At 35.6% G+C, this 18,785-nt stretch carries 13 protein-coding genes; 8 read left to right on the top strand and 5 right to left on the bottom strand.

The window, feature by feature from the left end; all coding sequences use genetic code 11:
- Positions 1-54: 54 nt before the first annotated feature.
- From ruvA to ACQ76T_RS24850, 4 genes are all read right to left on the bottom strand, one after another.
- The gene (gene ruvA, locus ACQ76T_RS24865) at positions 55-639 is read right to left on the bottom strand and encodes a Holliday junction branch migration protein RuvA (protein ID WP_431345878.1); all 585 of its coding nucleotides are present in this window, start codon (positions 637-639) and stop codon (positions 55-57) included.
- Positions 640-874: 235 nt separating this feature from the next.
- On the bottom strand, positions 875-3,160 hold the full coding sequence (locus ACQ76T_RS24860) for an NADP-dependent malic enzyme (RefSeq protein ID WP_431345877.1): 2,286 nt from the start codon (positions 3,158-3,160) through the stop codon (positions 875-877).
- 16 nt (positions 3,161-3,176) lie between these two features.
- On the bottom strand, positions 3,177-4,028 hold the full coding sequence (locus tag ACQ76T_RS24855; RefSeq protein ID WP_431345876.1) for an ATPase: 852 nt from the start codon (positions 4,026-4,028) through the stop codon (positions 3,177-3,179).
- A gap of 85 nt (positions 4,029-4,113) precedes the next feature.
- The gene (locus ACQ76T_RS24850; protein ID WP_431345875.1) at positions 4,114-4,377 is read right to left on the bottom strand and encodes a hypothetical protein; all 264 of its coding nucleotides are present in this window, start codon (positions 4,375-4,377) and stop codon (positions 4,114-4,116) included.
- Positions 4,378-4,739: 362 nt separating this feature from the next.
- Here ACQ76T_RS24850 and ACQ76T_RS24845 point away from each other — a divergent pair, with 362 nt between their 5' ends.
- The 4 genes from ACQ76T_RS24845 (at position 4,740) to ACQ76T_RS24830 (ending at position 8,791) form a co-directional block, all read left to right on the top strand.
- Positions 4,740-5,198, top strand: a complete 459-nt coding sequence (locus tag ACQ76T_RS24845) for a GtrA family protein (RefSeq protein ID WP_422695637.1) — start codon at positions 4,740-4,742, stop codon at positions 5,196-5,198.
- 3 nt (positions 5,199-5,201) lie between these two features.
- Complete coding sequence (locus ACQ76T_RS24840) at positions 5,202-5,930, top strand: lysophospholipid acyltransferase family protein (protein ID WP_431345874.1); 729 nt, start codon at positions 5,202-5,204, stop codon at positions 5,928-5,930.
- A 40-nt stretch (positions 5,931-5,970) separates the two neighbouring features.
- Positions 5,971-7,740, top strand: coding sequence for an MFS transporter (locus tag ACQ76T_RS24835; RefSeq protein WP_431345873.1), 1,770 nt, complete (start codon positions 5,971-5,973; stop codon positions 7,738-7,740).
- Between the two features lie 94 nt (positions 7,741-7,834).
- Entirely contained in the window at positions 7,835-8,791 is a 957-nt protein-coding gene (locus tag ACQ76T_RS24830; protein WP_431345872.1) for a DUF3810 domain-containing protein, read from the top strand.
- Between the two features lie 643 nt (positions 8,792-9,434).
- Here the strand turns inward: ACQ76T_RS24830 and ACQ76T_RS24825 are convergent.
- On the bottom strand, positions 9,435-11,612 hold the full coding sequence (locus ACQ76T_RS24825) for a prolyl oligopeptidase family serine peptidase (protein WP_431345871.1): 2,178 nt from the start codon (positions 11,610-11,612) through the stop codon (positions 9,435-9,437).
- 436 nt (positions 11,613-12,048) lie between these two features.
- Here ACQ76T_RS24825 and ACQ76T_RS24820 point away from each other — a divergent pair, with 436 nt between their 5' ends.
- The 4 genes from ACQ76T_RS24820 to ACQ76T_RS24805 all read left to right on the top strand — a co-directional run bounded on the left by ACQ76T_RS24820 (position 12,049) and on the right by ACQ76T_RS24805 (position 18,600).
- Positions 12,049-13,560: a vitamin K epoxide reductase family protein gene (locus ACQ76T_RS24820; RefSeq protein WP_431345870.1), complete on the top strand. Its 1,512-nt coding sequence runs from the start codon at positions 12,049-12,051 to the stop codon at positions 13,558-13,560.
- 325 nt (positions 13,561-13,885) lie between these two features.
- The gene (locus ACQ76T_RS24815) at positions 13,886-16,078 is read left to right on the top strand and encodes a peptidase domain-containing ABC transporter (RefSeq protein WP_431345869.1); all 2,193 of its coding nucleotides are present in this window, start codon (positions 13,886-13,888) and stop codon (positions 16,076-16,078) included.
- Between the two features lie 289 nt (positions 16,079-16,367).
- Entirely contained in the window at positions 16,368-17,666 is a 1,299-nt protein-coding gene (locus ACQ76T_RS24810; RefSeq protein ID WP_431345868.1) for an HlyD family secretion protein, read from the top strand.
- A 100-nt stretch (positions 17,667-17,766) separates the two neighbouring features.
- On the top strand, positions 17,767-18,600 hold the full coding sequence (locus tag ACQ76T_RS24805; RefSeq protein ID WP_431345867.1) for a GLPGLI family protein: 834 nt from the start codon (positions 17,767-17,769) through the stop codon (positions 18,598-18,600).
- The last annotated feature ends 185 nt before the right edge of the window (positions 18,601-18,785 follow it).

Below are 18,785 nucleotides of genomic sequence, written 5' to 3'. Positions count from 1 at the left end.
CAGAAACGACAGGAACAGAAATATGTTAAAATACTTATTATTTGCCACCAAATGTTAAATGTTTTTTAAAATTTGTTTAACCAATTCTTCAACCGATATTTCAGAATTTTGTTTCAATATTCTATCGGCAATTTTTTCACTGGTACGTTTAGGAATCCCTAAAACTTCTAATGCAGATAACGCTTCATCCTTGATTTTATTATCCACCATCATAGAAATATTCGCAGCAGGATCGCTGAATTTCTGGACTTTATCTTTAAGATCTACAATGATTCTTTCGGCTGTTTTTGCCCCGATTCCTTTTGCTTTTTGAATCAATGCGCTATTACCTGAAAGTATCGCTGATGCTATTTCATCAAGGCTTAATGTAGACAGCAGAATAAGTGCAGAAACAGCCCCCACTCCGTTAACGCTTATTAACAGATTGAACATTTCTTTTTCTGAACGAGTGTTAAATCCAAAGAGAAGATGAGCATCTTCACGGATGATCTGCTGAATAAACAGAAAAGTCTGCTGATTCAAAACCAGCGTCTGTGAGGTCATTAAACTGATTCCCACGTAGTAGCCAACTCCTTGAACATTGATAACAGCGTAGGTAGGCGTAAGTTCTTGAACAGTGCCTTGTAGAGAAAATATCATTATTAATTTTTAAAACTCCCAAATATAGCAATTTAAACTAATTAATATTTTTATTTCAAGTACGAATGCCTTTTAACTTAATTTTTAAATAAGAATTCAAGGAATTAACATAAAAATAAAAGACTCCAAAATATGGAGTCTTTTTGTATATAAACACGAATAAAAGTGTTGATTTTAATGATAAGAAACTGAGCAGATTGTATAGGCTGCTTTTCTTTCTTACAAGGTTGAGAAATTATTTTTTCTCTCTTCTCTGAGCATCAAGTACGGCAACGGTCGCAAGGTTTACGATTTCGTCTACGCTTGAACGCATCTGAAGTACGTGTACAGGCTGCTTCAGTCCCATTAAGATTGGTCCGATTACCTGTGCTACTTTCATCCCTCTGATAATCTTGTAAGAAAGGTTGGCGCTTTCAAGGTTCGGGAATACGAATGTATTGGCTGGTGTTGTTCCCAGTTTTGAGAAAGGATAATCGCTTAAGTGATCAGCATTCATAGCAAAGTCCGGCTGAATTTCACCATCTACAATCATTTTAGGATATTTTTCGTGAAGAATGCTTACTGCCTTAGCTACTTTCTTAGAAGTTTCAGAGATCGCTGCAAAGTTTTCAAATCCTAACATCGCAATTCTTGGTTCAATAGCGAAAGATTTTACAGTGAATTCTGCCATTTTAGCAATATTCACCAAATCTTCAGCAGTTGGGTTCTGGTTGATGGAAGTATCTGCGAAGAAAATAGGTTTCTTTTCAGAAAGGATCATCATCATTGCTGCTACTTTGTCTACGCCTTTATCTTTTTCAATAACTTCTAAAACAGGACGTAATACGGAAGTATAGTTTTTAGAGAATCCTACGATAAGACCATCTGTATCACCATGCTTAAGCATTAAAGGTCCGAAATAGTCTCTCTGGCGAACGTATCTTTTCGCTTTGTACTCGTTCATTCCTTTTCTCTGGCGAAGTTTCCAAAGGGTTTCTCTGTATTTTTTTCTGTTTTCTTTCTGATCGTCATCACTTGGATCGATGATAGGAACGTCCAGGTTGATTCCGTAGCGCTCCATCTGTTCCTTGATGTATTTTTTATCTCCTAAAAGACTTGGATAAGCAATTCCTTCTTCATAAAGAATCTGAGCAGCTTTCAATACGTTGTATTCTTCAGCATTGCCAAGGGTAATTCTCTTTGGATTGGCTTTTGCACGGCTCTGCATCATTCTTACCAACTTCTCGTCTCTACCCATTCTGTCTAGCAGTTGGTGCTCGTATTCCTCGAAATCGGTGATTACTTTTCCGGCAACTCCGCTTTCAATAGCTGCTTTTGCAACAGCGCTGGATACTTTTGTGATCAATCTGTTGTCAAATGGCTTTGGAATGAAATAGTCTCTTCCAAACTGTAAACTTTTCAGGTTGTATGCTAAGATTACAGCTTCAGGAACCGGTTCTTTAGCAAGGTCAGCAATAGCGTGTACAGCTGCCATCTTCATTTCTTCATTAATTCCTGTAGCCTGAACATCTAGTGCTCCACGGAAGATATAAGGGAATCCTAATACGTTGTTTACCTGGTTAGGATAATCACTTCTTCCTGTTGCCATGATCACGTCTTTACGGGTTTCAAGGGCAAGATCGTAAGCAATTTCAGGATCTGGGTTTGCTAAAGCGAATACGATAGGGTTTTCGTTCATGCTCAACAGCATTTCCGGAGTCATTACGTTTCCTTTAGATAATCCTACGAAAACATCAGAACCTTTTACAGCATCTTCTAATGTTTCAATATCTGTTTCAACGATGAAGTCTAATTTTTCAGGAGTAAGGTTTTCTCTTTTGTGATTGATTACTCCTTTACTGTCGCACATCAGGACGTTTTCTTTCTTCAATCCTAATGATATATATAGTTTGGTACAGGCAATAGCTGCTGCTCCTGCTCCGTTTACTACCATTTTTACTTTATCAATATCCTTATTGGCAATCTGCAAAGAGTTGATCAATGCTGCTGCTGAAATAATAGCAGTACCGTGCTGATCATCATGCATCAAAGGAATATTCAATTCTTCCTTCAGTCTCTGTTCAATATAAAAAGCTTCAGGGGCTTTAATATCTTCAAGGTTGATCCCTCCGAAAGTAGGAGCAATTCCTTTTACAATCTCGATAAATTTGTCCGGATCTTTTTCATTGATCTCGATATCAAAAACGTTGATATCTGCAAAAATTTTAAATAGAAGTCCTTTACCTTCCATTACCGGTTTTGAAGCTTCGGCTCCGATATCTCCCAATCCAAGTACTGCTGTACCGTTAGAAATTACCGCTACCAGGTTTCCTTTTCCTGTATAATCGTAAACAGTTTCCGGCTTATCGTGGATTTCCATACAAGGAACTGCTACTCCCGGAGAATAAGCCAATGACAGATCTCTCTGAGAAGAGTGTGGCTTTGAAGGGATTACTTCAATTTTTCCTTTGGGTTCTGCTTTATGATAATCTAACGCCGCCTGGTTAAAGGTCTTTTCGTCGCGATGGTTTTTACTTGACATAAAATTTCGTTTTTTGTTAAAGGATATATTTAATGTGGTAATCTACTAAACTTTCAATTGGTTTCTGCACAACATGTCCCACATTTAAATTAAGTTCTGCTGCTACAGAACGTAGTATATTTTCATAATAATAAGCGATGGAGCCGATAAAGTTAATTTCAGCATCTTTAGCCTCCTCATAAGGAAGCACCTGATATTCAAAGAAATTTTTCATTTCCTCAAAAACCATACCTCTGAAATAAGGATGATCTTTTCTCTCGATCACAAATTTGGTAAAATTGGCCAAATAAGCATTTGGTCTTGGCGTATGATACATATTTTTCAATGCATCTTCTACGGTAAGCTGATAATCGGCCTGGAATTCGTTGTGAAGGTCAGAAGGCAATTTTTTCATAAAATATCTGCGTACCAGCTGTTTACCGATAGCACTTCCACTTCCTTCGTCTCCGATAAGGAAACCGAGTGAAGGAAGTTCTATTTTTAGGTTTTCACCATCAAAAAAACAAGAGTTTGATCCTGTGCCCAAAATGCACACGATAGCTGGTTTTCCGCTGTATGCCGCATAAGCTGCAGCCATCAGATCTTCTTTTACGATAATTTCAGCTTTCCCAAATACTTTGATAAGCTCTTCCTGAATGGTTTCGCAGTTTTTCTTCACACCGCATCCAGAACCATAAAAGAAGACCTTTGTAATTGAATTTTTCACTGATATCAGATTGCTATTCTTCTGTATTTCAGGAGCGATAAGTTCTCTGTTGATAAAATTCGGATTGAAACCAATGGTTTCAGTTTTCAGGAAAACTTTCTTAAAGTCATCAAGTATTACCCAATCCGATTTAGTAGAACCACTATCTACAATAGCAACCATATTTTAAATTTTAATTTAAGGATGCTAAATTATGAATTTATCTTCAATTAGCGTTTAAAAACAAGCTGGAAGCTGTCTAAAATCATTAATGTTTAATATTTGTTTTCTTTTCGTTAAACTGCAAAAGCCAATCTTCGATTTCGTCTTCCAGATAGGAAGTCTGTAATACCATCGCATTAATAAAATCATCAGGCACGGGTTCACCGTTGGAGTTTTCAAGATTCCAAAGTTCGTTGGACATATTTTCATATTCAGAATACACTCTTTTGAAGCGGGAATTTTCTTTTTCAAGAGCCTCAATATTTTTCTGTTGAAGCTGGAATTTTCTGTATTTGTTTTGACGTTTCATACAAATATTGTTATCAATTGGTCATAAAATAAGGGAGTAGTATGCTTTCAAACATGCATTACAAGATAGAAAAACCATCAACACAAGGAGTTGAAAATGAATTTATTATCAGGTCGTTATCATATCTTTCTGATTATTAAAATTAGAAATAATTTTTATTTAAAAAAATATTTTAACAACTTTTTTCAGTGTTTAACATATAGTTATAAATTTGCATATTCATATTGTTAAGGATCGTTATTATTTACAGACAAAAAACATTATCGGGAAGCGATATAAAGCTGATGGGTATTTTTTCTGATATTAAGTTTTCTTAATGACTACAATATGTAAACAGTTTTTTCAGTTTTTATATTCATTGAATGAAAGAAATACTCATACGCCAGAAACAGGTTTTGTTCTTCATCATAGCAGGAGGACTGAGCGCCATTGTAGAGATTGGCAGCTTTAAAATATTCAGCACCTATCTCCCTCAGTTTTTAGCAAGGGAAACCAATTTCCATGGTATACATTATCCTTTAAGCAATATTTTTTCTACCAGTTGCGGAATTATCACCAATTATTTTCTAAGCATCTGGTTTGTTTTTGAAAGAGGAAAACATTCTAAGAAAAAGGAATTTGCTTATTTCATGGCAGTATCTTTTTTTTCAACCTTACTCAGTTTAGCTTTTTTCCAGATTTTCTACAGTTTTATCTTTAAAGATAATATAAGTTTAATTTTTTATACCTTGAGTCCGGAAATGATCAGTAAAATTGCAGCTATTCTGCTGGTTTCCATTCTGAATTATTCGGTAAAAAAGAAAGTAATTTTTAACGGTTAGGACGTGACAAAAATTCTAAACTATCTCTGGAGATTCTGGTTGCTTCTGTTGGCATTTGTCCTGACGGTGAGTATAGGGATCCCTGTTTATATTTTATCTTTTAGTAAAAAACATTATAAATACGCTTATAAGCTCATCAGGCTTTGGTGTTTTGGAATGTTCTACGGAATGGGTTTCCGATACGACCTGATACGGCTATCGGAACAGAAAAAAGACAGAGATAAACCCTATGTCTTCATTTCCAATCATACATCTATTATGGACATTATGCTTACCTGCATTCTGTTTCCTCATCATCCCATCTGTTTTGTCGGAAAAAAGGAACTTGTAAAAATTCCTATTTTCGGAACTATATACAAAAGGATATGCGTAATGGTAGACCGAACAAGTGCCCGAAGCCGTGCTGATGTATACCGCAGATGTGCAGAGAAAATGGAAGAGGGCAACAGTATTGCAATCTTCCCTGAAGGAGGTGTACCTGATGATACTTCTATTATTCTGGATGATTTTAAGGACGGTGCATTTATGCTCTCTTCCAAGCACAACTCCCCTATTGCCGTTTACACTTTTGTAGGTCTGAAGGAAATGTTTCCTTTTGAAAGCGGTAAAGGATATCCAGGAAGAGTAAAGGTTTATTTCAATGGAATAATAGAGCCCGGCGATTCTCCAAAAGACCTCAAAGAAGAGGCTTACCAAGTCATTAAAAAAACGCTCCTGGAGCATTCTATTTAAAAGAATTAATTATATTTGTTTGCGAAATTTTCAATAAAATATGTCAAAAACCAATCAGCCGACTAATTACCCGGCGCTGTACACACTTGTACTTGTATTTTTCTTCTGGGGATTTATTGCTGCCGGCAATAGTATTTTCATCCCTTTCTGTAAAAACTATTTTTCTCTCGACCAGTTTCAGTCCCAGTTAATAGATTTTGCTTTTTACACTGCTTATTTTCTGGGAGCACTGCTTCTGTTTATATTCAGTACCATAAAAGGAATTGATATTATTGGCAAATGGGGGTATAAAAAGAGTATTGTTTACGGACTTCTCCTCTCCGCCATTGGAGCAGCTATCATGATTATTGCTGTGAAGAGCAATGTGTATTACGGAATGCTTGTAGGGCTTTTTGTAGTAGCATTAGGTTTTTCTATTCAGCAGACAGCAGCCAACCCTTTTGCGGTCCTTTTGGGAGATCCTAAGACCGGAGCAAGCCGACAGAATCTTGCAGGAGGAATCAACTCTTTCGGAACGTCTATTGGGCCTATTATTGTTGGTCTGGCTCTTTTCGGAACCACTGCTACGGTAGATGATGATCAGATCAAGCATCTGGCATTAGACAAAGTTATTTTACTGTACACAGCGGTAGGAGCGCTTTTCCTTATTGCAGCAGGAATCTTTTATTTTTCCAAAAAACTTCCGGACGGTATCTCTACAGAACCAATGGAAAAAGCAGGGAAAGCAAGAAAAACACTTATTGCGATGACAATACTTGTTATTCTGTTTTTTATTCCTGTATTCAGCAGCTACAATTCTGAAGAAGCAAAAACCATCGAGAAGTTAGGCAGTGAAATAACAATGCTGGAAAATACTTCCGAGAAAGAAACAAATGCAGCAACAGTTGCAGCGTATCAAACAGAAATCACCAAAAAGAAAGTAGAACTGGAAACCGTAAAGCATCCATTAGAAAAAACAAGAATGATCTATCTTGGAGGAGCTTTACTTTCTGTTATTATTTGTTTGGTTTTTGCCAATACCAGTGCTAAGAAAAATTCTGAAGGTTGGGGAGCAATGAGATATCCGCAGCTTGTACTGGGAATGATTGCTATTCTGGCTTATGTAGGAGTGGAAGTTGCCATAGGAAGTAACCTTGGAGAACTTCTAAGTATGCCTGAATTTGGCGGACATCAGTCTTCCGATCTGGCTCCTTATATTTCTATGTACTGGGGAAGTTTAATGATTGGGAGATGGACAGGTGCTATTGCTGTTTTCAACTTAAATAAACAACAGCAGACTATCGCTACTATTATTGTTCCCTTCATAGCATTTTCAGTAATTATTGGAATCAACACTCTTGCACAGAAGGATATGTCTCATCTTTACTTTTATGCAATCTGCGTAGCGATACAAGTGATATTATTTCTGATCAGCAAAAACAAACCAGCGGTAACATTGATTATTTTTGGATTGTTTGGTAGTGCTGCCATGATTACAGGGTTACTTACAACAGGCAATTTTGCCATCTATGCATTCCTTTCAGGAGGTCTTGCCTGCAGTATTATGTGGCCTTCTATTTTCACTTTGGCTATTACAGGATTAGGAAAATATACTGCACAAGGTTCAGCATTCCTGGTAATGATGATTTTGGGAGGAGGTATTATTCCACCGCTTCAGGGGAAACTTTCTGACATCATTGGTATTCACAGTTCATATATTATTCCTGTGATCTGTTTTGTTTATATTACTTTATTTGCATATCTGGCTAAAAAATCTTTATTTAGACAAGGAATTAACGTTGACGTTTTAGAATCCGAAGGTGCTCACTAAAAATATACAACATATATATAAGAAAAAGAGATTTTGGGCAGGTGTATTACTTGCCCAATTTCTTTTGTTTTATGGTTTTTCAAAATCACGATTGATGATTTCTTTTTTTGAACATTTTTTCGAAGTTCAGAAAGGAGTTCATCAAATGCTTTTCAGCTGGCTTCCATTTTCGATGGGAGATGTTTTGTATATTCTATTGGGAATTTTTCTGTTCTTCTATCTTATTTCTTTGTTCAGAAAAAACAAAAGAAACCGTTCTATGATTAGGATCCTGATGATCATCAACGGATTCTATTTTGTTTATCAGATATTTTGGGGAATGCTCTATTTCCAGACTCCTATTATCAAAAAACTGTCTACCCAGAATGAGCCGGAAATTAGCAAAGCAAAAGAACTTGCCCTTCGCTATCTTGAGAAATGTAAGGCAACAAGAGCCAAAGTACAAGAAGACTCCAAAGGGGTATTTATGATCACCAATCTAAAAGCTGTACAACAGGAAATCCTTCATCAGCAAGCACAATTACCTCCATACATTTCAAATAAGAGCGCAACTCAAATTTCTGCGATCAAGCCCAGCTTGTTTAAAAATGTTATGAATTTCACCGGAATTTTGGGTTATTACAATCCTTTTACCGCAGAGGCACAATATAATTCCGAGCTGCCTGCTTCTTTTATTCCTTTTACCACCGCACATGAGAGCTCTCATCAATTGGGGTTTGCCAGAGAGCAGGAAGCCAATTTTATAGGGTATCTGATCGGGGTGAATTCCAGTAATACAGATGTAAGATACAGTACAGAATTTTTCACCTTAAAAAGTCTATTAAGATTTATTGTTGAGGAAGATCCTGAGTTTGTAAAATCTGTTCTTAGTCATTATTCTCCAGCGATGAAAAGAGACCGTGCCCATGAGAAGAAATTTGTCATGGATCATCAGGGTTGGCTGGATGATCTTTTTGGCTTTACCAATAATCTGTTTCTCAAAAGTAATCAGCAAGAAGGTGCGGTTACCTATTCTTACTTTATAGATCTTCTTTTGAACTACGAAAAATAGCTTTACCTGATTTCCAATCTGTTTTATAATCCTTGAGATCAATACAAGAGATCTACAATTGTCGGCTTTTAAAATCTTATCCAGATTTCAAATACCTATCTGCGCTTTTCAGAATAGAATTAAGAAAAATTAATGAAGTTTTTGAGGCGTTTTTCTCTATGATAGATATAAAAAAAGAATCGTATCAGGCGATACGATTCTAAAAACACAAATGATGAAAAAAAATTTATTACCTTGACTTGTTCCCTCATTCAAGGCGATGTAAAAGTACAATATATTTTATAAATACAAAAACATTTCTATCCTTTTTTAAAACTTTATGAAAACTTTATGATTTTTTAAGTTTATTTGAGTTCATCTCTAATTCAATTTAATCACAAACAAAACCAATACATTACACCAAAACGGCAAATAAACAACGTATAACGTACAAAAAAAATATAAAACAACTTATTTGATTGAAAACAAAATATTCCAGTTATCCTATCCTTTTTATCTGTAAAAAATTAGAGTTATTATGATTTTTAATGAAAATATTTCTACAATTCTTATTCTTTTTTATAGTTCCCAAATGAAGCTGTTTTTATGATCAAAAAATGCAATTTGAAAAATTATCATCATAACAAACTTCCCCTAAGAATTATTATCTGGTTTTACTTTTAGGCTGATAACCGGGATGTCCCAATTGCCAGAAAGCAAAAGAAAATATATCCGAAAAATTTGAAAAAATATGATCCGCCGTTGTATTTCCTCCATGTCCGCCTTCATAATCCACCTTAAGCAATACCGGATTTTCTGATGTATTATCAGACATTAATTTAGCAGCAAACTTCGCAGGTTCCCAAACCTTTACCCTCGTGTCGTTGATCCCCCCTGTTATAAGGACTGCAGGATAGTTGGTCCCTTTTATGATATGTTGATAAGCATCCATTTCCAATACACCTTTGAACTCTTTAGGGTCTTTTAGAGAACCATATTCTTCGGCATCGCTTCTCGCTGTAAGTACGTCTCTCAGTGGGTTGGTTACGGGAACTTCCAAAATTGCGGCTTTAAACAGATCTGGTCTTTCGGTGAGTGCTCTTCCCACGGTGATTCCTCCGGCACTGGCTCCCCAGGCTGCTACTTTATCTTTCGAGGTATATTTTTCATTGATCAAGTATTCTGTACAATCTATTAAGTCTCTCCAGGAATTGGGTTTTGTTTCTTTATACCCTCCTAATCTCCATTTCTCTCCTTTTTCACTTCCTCCTCTGACGTGAGCCACCGCAAAAACACCTCCTTCTTTTGCCCATAGCATATACAGCTTTGCAAAGAATGGATTCTGAGAGATTCCAAAAGCTCCATAAGCATCTATGAATAAAGGATTCTTACTGTTCTTTTTTATATTTTTATGGTAAATGAGAGATAAAGGGATCTCTTCACCATCTCTGGCTTTTACTGTAATTTCCTCTACGATAATATCCTTAAATTCCGGATATTCTATGATCGGAATAATATTTTCGGTAGAAAAAGAATGCGTTTTTATATCATATTTAAAGCGTTGTTCTTCATTTACCCATCCTGAACAACTGATCCATATCTCTGAAAAATCTTTTCCTCTGGCCTGTAGACTAATACTTCCGGATGGATAAGGAAGTTTTATAGATATATCTTTTCCGTCTTTCAATAAATATAACTTTGCTTCTACTCCATTTTTTGTTGTTGTGTAGTAAATTCCATCTTTCGTAACTCTATACTGGCCAATCACCTCATCTTTTCTTTCAGGAATAAGGATTTCCGGATTTTTGAAATTGGGTTTTTCAACATTGGTTTTGCACAAGGTATAATTCTGAGCATTGTATTGAGATAAAAAGTATACATCCTGACCCGCAAGCTGCAAAGATCTTACCTTATCTTCTTTAACATAAAAAGGAGACCAGTTCTTTTTGCCTTCCAGCAACTCCTGTTTGGAGATTATAAATGTTTGCCTGTAATAACTGTTATCTACCAACATTCCTATATAGTACTTTTCATTAGAGTCCAGCATAATGGGCGCCTTTTTTTCATCCAGTTTCAATTCAGGATTATTTTTTGTTGAAAAAATCTCTGTTAGGCTTTCGGGGTTTGTACCCAGCTTAGATAAAATAACTTCTGTATTTTCATAAAATCCCGGTGCTTTGGAATCACTTAACGGAAAACGGGTGTAGAAAAAGCCGGAGCCATCGTCCAGCCATTTTATACCTCCTATAGCAGCAGGCATTGTATTGGTGATTATTTCAGGAAAAACCGTTTTAGTCTTTACATCCATGATGACGACCTCAGACAATTCTTTTCCCTTTTCTGTCATAGCGATGGCCACCTTCTCTCCATTCAGGCTTGGACTTATGTAATTAATTACAAATTCACGATTATCACCGTGAATTTTAAAATCTGCCGGATCATAAATAAATTCTTCCCTCCCGGAAAATCCTTCCCGGAAATATAGCTTAGCTGTTTTTTCATGTCCACCTTTTTTCAGGTAAAAATATTTATCATTAGTCGTTATTTTCAAATCTATGACAGAGTATCCCTGCCTTTTATCCAACTCTAGTCTCTGTTCCAGGTAATAACGTCTTTTAGGAATCTTATCTAGGACAGCATTGGTGTAATCTGTTTGAGATTTCATCCATTTTTTTGTTGAAGGATTATCCAGATCTTCTAAGTTCCTGTATTCATCAGTAATTTTAGTTCCGAAATATTCATCTACAACAGGAACTGCAGGCGCAAGGTTTGTCTTTTGTGCCTGAGTAAGGGTCAGAATAAATAAAGGAAAGCTTAAAAATAGTTTATGTTTATAGTGCATTAATGTCTTTTATTAAAAAATATCCCATTTCAGGAATTATGTATTGGTAAAATTAAATCTTTTTCCTTCAAATGAAATCAATTTTACCATTCCAAGGACTAAATTTATTCAGTGGGTTAAAACATAATGAAATTCCTCAAATATTATTTTTTAGCAGATTTAGTATTATAAAATAGGAATGAAAACATTTAAAAACAGGATTGTAACAGCTGAGACTGAGAATACGGATATCCTATTCTATACTCTTTGAAGAACCTTAATCAGATAATAAAAAACAATACCAACGTTCTTATAAAAGCTTTTCAAACCTTCCATCAGAAAAATAAAATATTGGAAGTCAAATCAAATGCTCCAACACCTGATTATATCTCACTAATTAAAGAAAAATATTTTTGTATATTTAAAACATCTGTGTATTTTAGATAAAAATATTAATATGATTTTTGACAAACTAATTAACTATCTTAAACTCGATAAACAGGAGTTCATATTCCAATTTAATTCTCATCCAAACTACCCGTCAGCACTGGCTTTTAGTGATACCCTGAACTTTATGGGAGTTAAAAATGATGCTTATGAACTTGATAAAGAATATTGGGACGAACTGCCTGAAGAATTTATTGCTATTGTCGAAAATTCTTTCTCTCTCGTAAAAAAATCAGGAAGTAACTACTCAGTATATTCAGAAAAGGCCAAAACATTTGAAAAGGAAGAACTTTATAAAAAGTCTACCGATTTTGTTCTCCTGTTCGAAAAATCCGAAAATGCAGAAAGCAAACTGGCATTCAATTTCAAGCCGATATTATATGGTATCTTTGCAATTGTACTGGCCTATTCATTCATAAGCCAAACCATCTACGAAGCGGTATTTAATCTCCTTTCGTTGGCTGGAGTTTATATTTCATTAGAAATTTTCAATCAGAAATTTGGGAATACCTCTACAGTGATTGGAAGCATCTGTGGCGGCGGCGATGCAGCGGCCCAAAGTGTAAATGCCTGTGATAAAATCATCAAACAAGATAAAACCAGCATTTTAGGTTTAAAATTCTCTGACTTTTCTTTGATCTATTTCGCGGGACTTGCCATATTGGGGCTATTTTTGCCAGCAACAGCATATCTCGTAAAAGGCTTTACTTTTGTTTCTGTAATTGCTATTGGATATTCTGTTTATATTCAAGCTTTTGTAGAAAAAACATTTTGTAGAGTTTGTCTTATTATCATTTCAATTCTGGTAGCTCAGCTTATTATGAGCATCACATTCTTTCAAAATCTGTCTTTTGGAATTGGAGCGTTGCTGTTAACAATTATTCTATGGGCGCTTGTTTTTTCAGCAGTGATTTACTTTAATACTCTTCTTGCAGAAAAAGAAACTCTTCAAAAATCAAATGCGAAAAATCTTAGATTCAAAAGAAATTATGAGCTTTTCAAAAGCCAGTTACAGCAAAATGATAAAATAAATTTTGTGGATAATCAAACTTTCTCTGTTGGGAATAAAGATGCAAAACTTCGTATTTCTATTGTTTCTAACCCTTATTGTGGTTTTTGTAAAGATGCCCACAAACTCGCAGAAGGTCTTCTGGAAAAATATCCTAATGATGTCTCACTACAGATGCGATTCAACTACAATCCTGAAAGAACGAATGAAAAGTATACACAACTGATCTCCGACCTTACTCATATCTATCACAATAAATATGAAAAGGATTTCCTTCATGCTATAGAAACATGGTTTGAAACGAAAGACGAGAGTAAAATCAATGCTCTTTCCGGCGGGGTTACAACATCAGAAGATCTGAATCCATTGGTTGAAATGTCCGTGGACAACAGTAATGCAGGATTAAGTTTTACTCCTATCTTTATCATTAACGGTTATCAGTTCCCTGATAAGTATGACCGTGAGGATCTTTTATTCTTTATTGATGAATTACTAGATGATGAGGAACTATAGTAAATAAATCTCATTCGTTTAAAAATTTTACTATCTTAGAAAAACAAATCGATATACAAAAAACTAATACAACTAAAAAACTATTGATTATGAAAAATCTTAAATTACTTTCGATAAAGGATTTAAGAACATCAAAGGAGGAAGATCTCCGGGAATGTTCGAGAATTCATAGCGAAGCAAGCTATTATGAGCCTAAAACCCAATCACCTGGAGAAGGAGCTATTAACAAATGGTGCTACTAGCCAACCTTTCCATTGAGTTAGAATATTGAATACAATTAAAAATGTCGTCATCTACTGACGGCATTTTATAATGAGAATTAGTTTTGAAAAAATTTCCTTTTTATAAGCAACCAGACACTAAAGACTGTGGCCCTACCTGTCTTAGAATCGTAAGCAAATATTACGGTAAAAGCATATCCCTGCAACAAATCCGTAATCTCTCTGAAACGACACGTGAAGGAAGTAGCCTCCTTGGGCTAAGTGATGCTGCAGAAAACCTGGGCTTCCGTTCAATGGGAGTCCAAATCGACTTTAATACGCTCACAGAAGAAGTTCCGTTCCCTTGCATTGCCCACTGGAACAAAAACCATTTTGTGGTAGTTTATAAAATTGATAAAAATAACAAAGTATATATATCAGATCCCAGTTATGGCCTGATTACCTATTCCAGAGAAGAATTTATCAAATCCTGGATAGGGGAAAATGCCAATGAAAATACAGAGGAAGGTATTGTACTGATATTGGAAACAACTCCATCATTCTTCCAGACAGAATTTGACAGCGAAGAGAGTAAGGCCAGTTTCTCTTTCCTTTCCAAATATCTACTAAAGTACAAATCGCTGGTTATTCAGCTTGCAGTAGGATTATTGGGGGGAAGTTTACTTTCTCTTATTTTCCCGTTCCTTACCCAAAGTATTGTTGACGTCGGGATACAAAATCAGGATATCAACTTTATTTATATGGTTCTTCTGGCTCAGGTCATGCTTTTCCTGGGAAGGATGGGCATAGAAACAATCCGAAGCTGGATTCTTCTTCATCTTTCAGCAAGGATCAATATTTCAATTATTTCCGATTTCTTCATCAAATTGATGAGACTTCCTATCAGCTTTTTCGATACAAGAATGACTGGAGATATCATGCAGAGAATCAATGACCACCACAGAATAGAGCAGTTACTGACGAGTTCTTCACTCAACACTCTGTTCTCCCTGGTTAACCTTATTATTTTCAGCATTGTATTACTTCTTTATGACTACAGATTATTCATTGTATATCTTGTGGGAGCAATATCTTATATCGGATGGATCACCTTCTTCCTGAAAAAAAGAAAGGAACTTGATTATAAAAGGTTCTCTCAGGTATCTCAGGAACAAAGTAAAGTGATAGAGCTCATCAACGGAATGCAGGAAATCAAAATGCATAATGCCGAAAAACAGAAAAGATGGGATTGGGAATTTTTACAGGTAAAACTGTTTAAGATCAGAATAAAATCTCTCTCTTTAGAACAATGGCAGTCGGTAGGAGGAAACTTTATCAATCAAATAAAAGATATTTTAGTAAGTTTCCTTTCAGCAAAACTTGTTTTAAGCGGAAACCTTACTTTGGGGATGATGCTATCCGTGCAATATATTATCGGACAGCTGAACAGTCCTCTTCTACAGCTTATCGATTTCATCAAACAGACCCAGGATGCTAAAATTTCCCTTGAGAGATTGGGTGAAATTCATGATAAAGATGATGAAGAAGATAAAAACGAGCACTATGCTACGGATGTTCCTCAGAAAGATCTTCAAATCGTAGATATGTCATTCAGATATATTGGTTCTGATGTTCCTGTTTTCGAAAATCTTACTCTTACCATTCCTTATCGCCAGACTACAGCAATTGTAGGAGCCAGTGGAAGTGGAAAAACCACACTCCTTAAGCTTTTAATGAAATTCTATGAGCCTGATAAAGGAGAAATTAAAATCGGAAGTACCAATCTTAAGAATGTTTCTCCCAGATATTGGAGAGATCATTGCGGAGTGGTGATGCAGGAAGGATATGTTTTCAACGATACCATTGCCAACAATATCGCGATAGGTGAAGATCATATTGATAAACAAAAACTGAGACGTGCGGTAGAAATTGCCAACATTAAAGAATTTATAGAAACTCTTCCATTAAGCTACAATACAAAGATCGGAAATGAAGGTGTTGGAGTAAGTGGCGGCCAAAAGCAAAGACTCTTTATAGCCAGAGCAGTATACAAATCTCCGGAATATATTCTATTTGATGAAGCTACCTCTGCATTGGATGCCAATAACGAGAAAGTGATCATGGAAAACCTTGAGCAGTTCTTTAAAGGTAAAACAGCCATCGTTATTGCCCACAGATTATCCACCGTGAGACACGCCGATAAAATCATTGTGCTGGACAGAGGAAAGGTAGTTGAGGAAGGCAGCCATGCCGAACTGGTAGATTTAAGGGGAGAATATTACAGATTGGTAAGAAACCAACTCGAATTGGGGAGCTAACCGAAGAGAATGAGTATACAGCGGAATCCGAAAAGCTTATAGAGTAGGAAATTAAAAGCATAATGCTGATTATGAAAAACATACAGAAGCTTTCAATAAAAGATCTGACATTAGCCAGCAGAGGAATAATAATCCTCTCGTTTTTTGGCATTTGGTTGTCATTTCATATGAAACATTCTGCTTGTTCTGCAGATAGTGATACCCCTCTCTCTTTATGGATAGCGGACATTGCACATTTGCCTAAATCTGACTTCCCCTTGAAAAATGGTGGAAATTTTACCTTAGAAAAATGAAAGAAGACATTTTAGACAATATTGAACTCCGTTCAGAAAGCGTACAGGATATTCTTACCCAGCCTCCTCATTGGATGATACGCTGGGGAAACACCGTTATATTTATTATTCTCCTGCTTATTCTGGTCATGAGTTACCTTATTAAATATCCGGAATTTGTGCCAGCTCCTATTATTGTGACCTCTCAGAATCCACCGGAAAAAATTGAAGCAAGAACAAGTTCAAGGATAGAAAAAATATTCATTAAAGACCATCAGCAGGTAAAGAAAAATGAAGTGCTTATGGTTATGCAATCTGCCGCCAATTATAAAGATATTCTTGCACTAAAACACATAGTAGATTCTATTAGCCCCAATCAGCTTCATTCTTTTCCTCTTTCTCAGACTTCAAAATTTAAGCTTGGCGAAATTCAGGGTGAGTATAATAGTTTTGCAAAAGCTTTTCAGGATGAAGAACTTTTTACAAGATTACAGCCTTATGCTCCAGAAAATATTGCAACCAACCAAAGCATTTCTGAAAACAGAGTAAGAATAGCGACTTTACTGCAACAGAAGAAACTGGAGTCTGTAAAGTATGATCTTACCAGAAAAAACTTTAACAGGTCTCAGGAACTTTTTAACCAAGGTGTGATCTCCGCTATGGAGCTTGAAAACGAAAAGATAAAATATCTTCAGGCTCAGCAGAATCTTGAAAACATTAATATTTCAATCTCTCAAACGGAGGAAGGAATATCCAATCTCAACAAAACAAGAAGCGGAACAGCCATTAATACCGAAAAAGACAGAATTACATACTCTTCACAAACCTTACAGCTCTTTGAACAGCTAAGAAAATCATTAAAACAATGGGAACAAAGCTACCTGGTGATATCATCTATTGATGGAGTTGCCAGTTTTCAGCAGTTTTTCGGCGAGAATCAGTTTGTAAAAAGTGGAGAACCTATCATATCCATACTTCCGGAAAATAAAGAAAAATTAGTGGGTCGTATGTCCGTCCCTACTACAAACTCAGGAAAAATCAAAGCTGGAGAAAAAGTATTGATCAAGCTTGATAACTACCGTTTCCAGGAATATGGTATTATTGAAGGAAAAGTTCAGAACATTTCTTTAATTCCCGACGATAAAGGAAATTACTATGTAGATGTTGTATTGCCGAAAGGATTAAAAACAAGCTATAATAAAAACCTTATATTCGATAAAGAGCTTCGGGGAAGTGCGGAGATCGTAACCCAGGATTTAAGGCTTATTGAAAGGTTTTTCTACCAGATCAGAAAGTTACTGGGATATCAATCCTAATATTGAGCTATTACATACAAACTATAATACCTTTGAAGTTCAAGGGTATTGTTTTTTTATACAACAAATACAGAATGATAAAAACTACACCAATTATACCATGTTAAACCGAATTTTTCTACTACTACTGATGAGCTGCTTTTTCACCTCTGCACAAACTCATCGCTTTGTTTACGAACTGCAATTCAAAATAGACTCAACTTCTGCAGATTATATTAAAACCAAAATGGTTTTGGATATCAACTCCAAGGATGTTAAATTCTACGAATATAAGTTTCTTAGAATGGATTCAATAAATAAGGCCAATCAGAACTACGGTTTTAGAACATGGGGCTTTCAAAATATTATCACAAGGGAACGGGAATCTTTTAAAAACAAAAATTTCGAAAAATCGGATGACTTATTTGTTTATCAAACAGATGATCCTATGAAATGGAATTTAAGCAGCGAGACAAAAACGGAAGATCAGTATCTTCTGCAAAAAGCTACAACATTTTTTGGAGGAAGATCCTGGACGGCATGGTTCTGCAAAGAGATCCCTTACAACGAAGGTCCTTATAAGTTCAGAGGCTTACCTGGATTGATATTCCAAATCTATGATTCAAAAAGTCTGTTCAAATATAACCTGGTGGAATCAAAATTATTTGATAAGACTTACGATACAGCAGGCTTTATAGAAAACTATGCCGGCACGAAACCTCTGCAGGTTACTGAGCAAATAGTTCGGAAAAAGAAATTAGAAAAATTCAATGATCCTTTTAAAGAATTCATGTTTCAATTGGACAAGCAACCAGGAGCAAAGTATTTCTACAAAAATATACAGATTACGAGTAAAGACCAATTAAAAGCATTAGAGAAACAGGCGCAAGAAGCAATGATAAAAGAGAATAATCCCATCGAGATCAATAAAGCAATTCCTTATCAAAGAAAATAATTTGTAGTTAAGTTATCTCTACTCTTTAAAGTTTAAATTAAAAAAAACTCAGATTACAAATCAGAACAGAGTGAAAGGTCTTTATCCTTTTTCTTATTTGAGAGAGATTTATTTCTTGTCCGCCTTTCATTTTTTGTGTATGATTAAAAGGAATCTTTAATAAAAAAGAGAGGCCTCAATCACTT

Origin of the sequence: Chryseobacterium sp. JK1, assembly GCF_050632815.1 — a bacterium.
GTDB lineage: Bacteria > Bacteroidota > Bacteroidia > Flavobacteriales > Weeksellaceae > Chryseobacterium.
This window is presented reverse-complemented; position numbering and strand designations above follow the sequence as displayed.

Excerpts from the sequence above, each read along its gene's own strand:
- ruvA (WP_431345878.1), bottom strand. The coding sequence starts at position 639 with ATGATATTTTCTCTACAAGGCACTGTTCAAGAACTTACGCCTACCTAC.
- ACQ76T_RS24820 (WP_431345870.1), top strand. The coding sequence starts at position 12,049 with ATGATTTTTGACAAACTAATTAACTATCTTAAACTCGATAAACAGGAG.
- ACQ76T_RS24835 (WP_431345873.1), top strand. The coding sequence starts at position 5,971 with ATGTCAAAAACCAATCAGCCGACTAATTACCCGGCGCTGTACACACTT.
- ACQ76T_RS24850 (WP_431345875.1), bottom strand. The coding sequence starts at position 4,377 with ATGAAACGTCAAAACAAATACAGAAAATTCCAGCTTCAACAGAAAAAT.
- ACQ76T_RS24855 (WP_431345876.1), bottom strand. The coding sequence starts at position 4,028 with ATGGTTGCTATTGTAGATAGTGGTTCTACTAAATCGGATTGGGTAATA.
- ACQ76T_RS24830 (WP_431345872.1), top strand. The coding sequence starts at position 7,835 with ATGATTTCTTTTTTTGAACATTTTTTCGAAGTTCAGAAAGGAGTTCAT.
- ACQ76T_RS24860 (WP_431345877.1), bottom strand. The coding sequence starts at position 3,160 with ATGTCAAGTAAAAACCATCGCGACGAAAAGACCTTTAACCAGGCGGCG.
- ACQ76T_RS24825 (WP_431345871.1), bottom strand. The coding sequence starts at position 11,612 with ATGCACTATAAACATAAACTATTTTTAAGCTTTCCTTTATTTATTCTG.
- ACQ76T_RS24810 (WP_431345868.1), top strand. The coding sequence starts at position 16,368 with ATGAAAGAAGACATTTTAGACAATATTGAACTCCGTTCAGAAAGCGTA.
- ACQ76T_RS24845 (WP_422695637.1), top strand. The coding sequence starts at position 4,740 with ATGAAAGAAATACTCATACGCCAGAAACAGGTTTTGTTCTTCATCATA.
- ACQ76T_RS24805 (WP_431345867.1), top strand. The coding sequence starts at position 17,767 with ATGTTAAACCGAATTTTTCTACTACTACTGATGAGCTGCTTTTTCACC.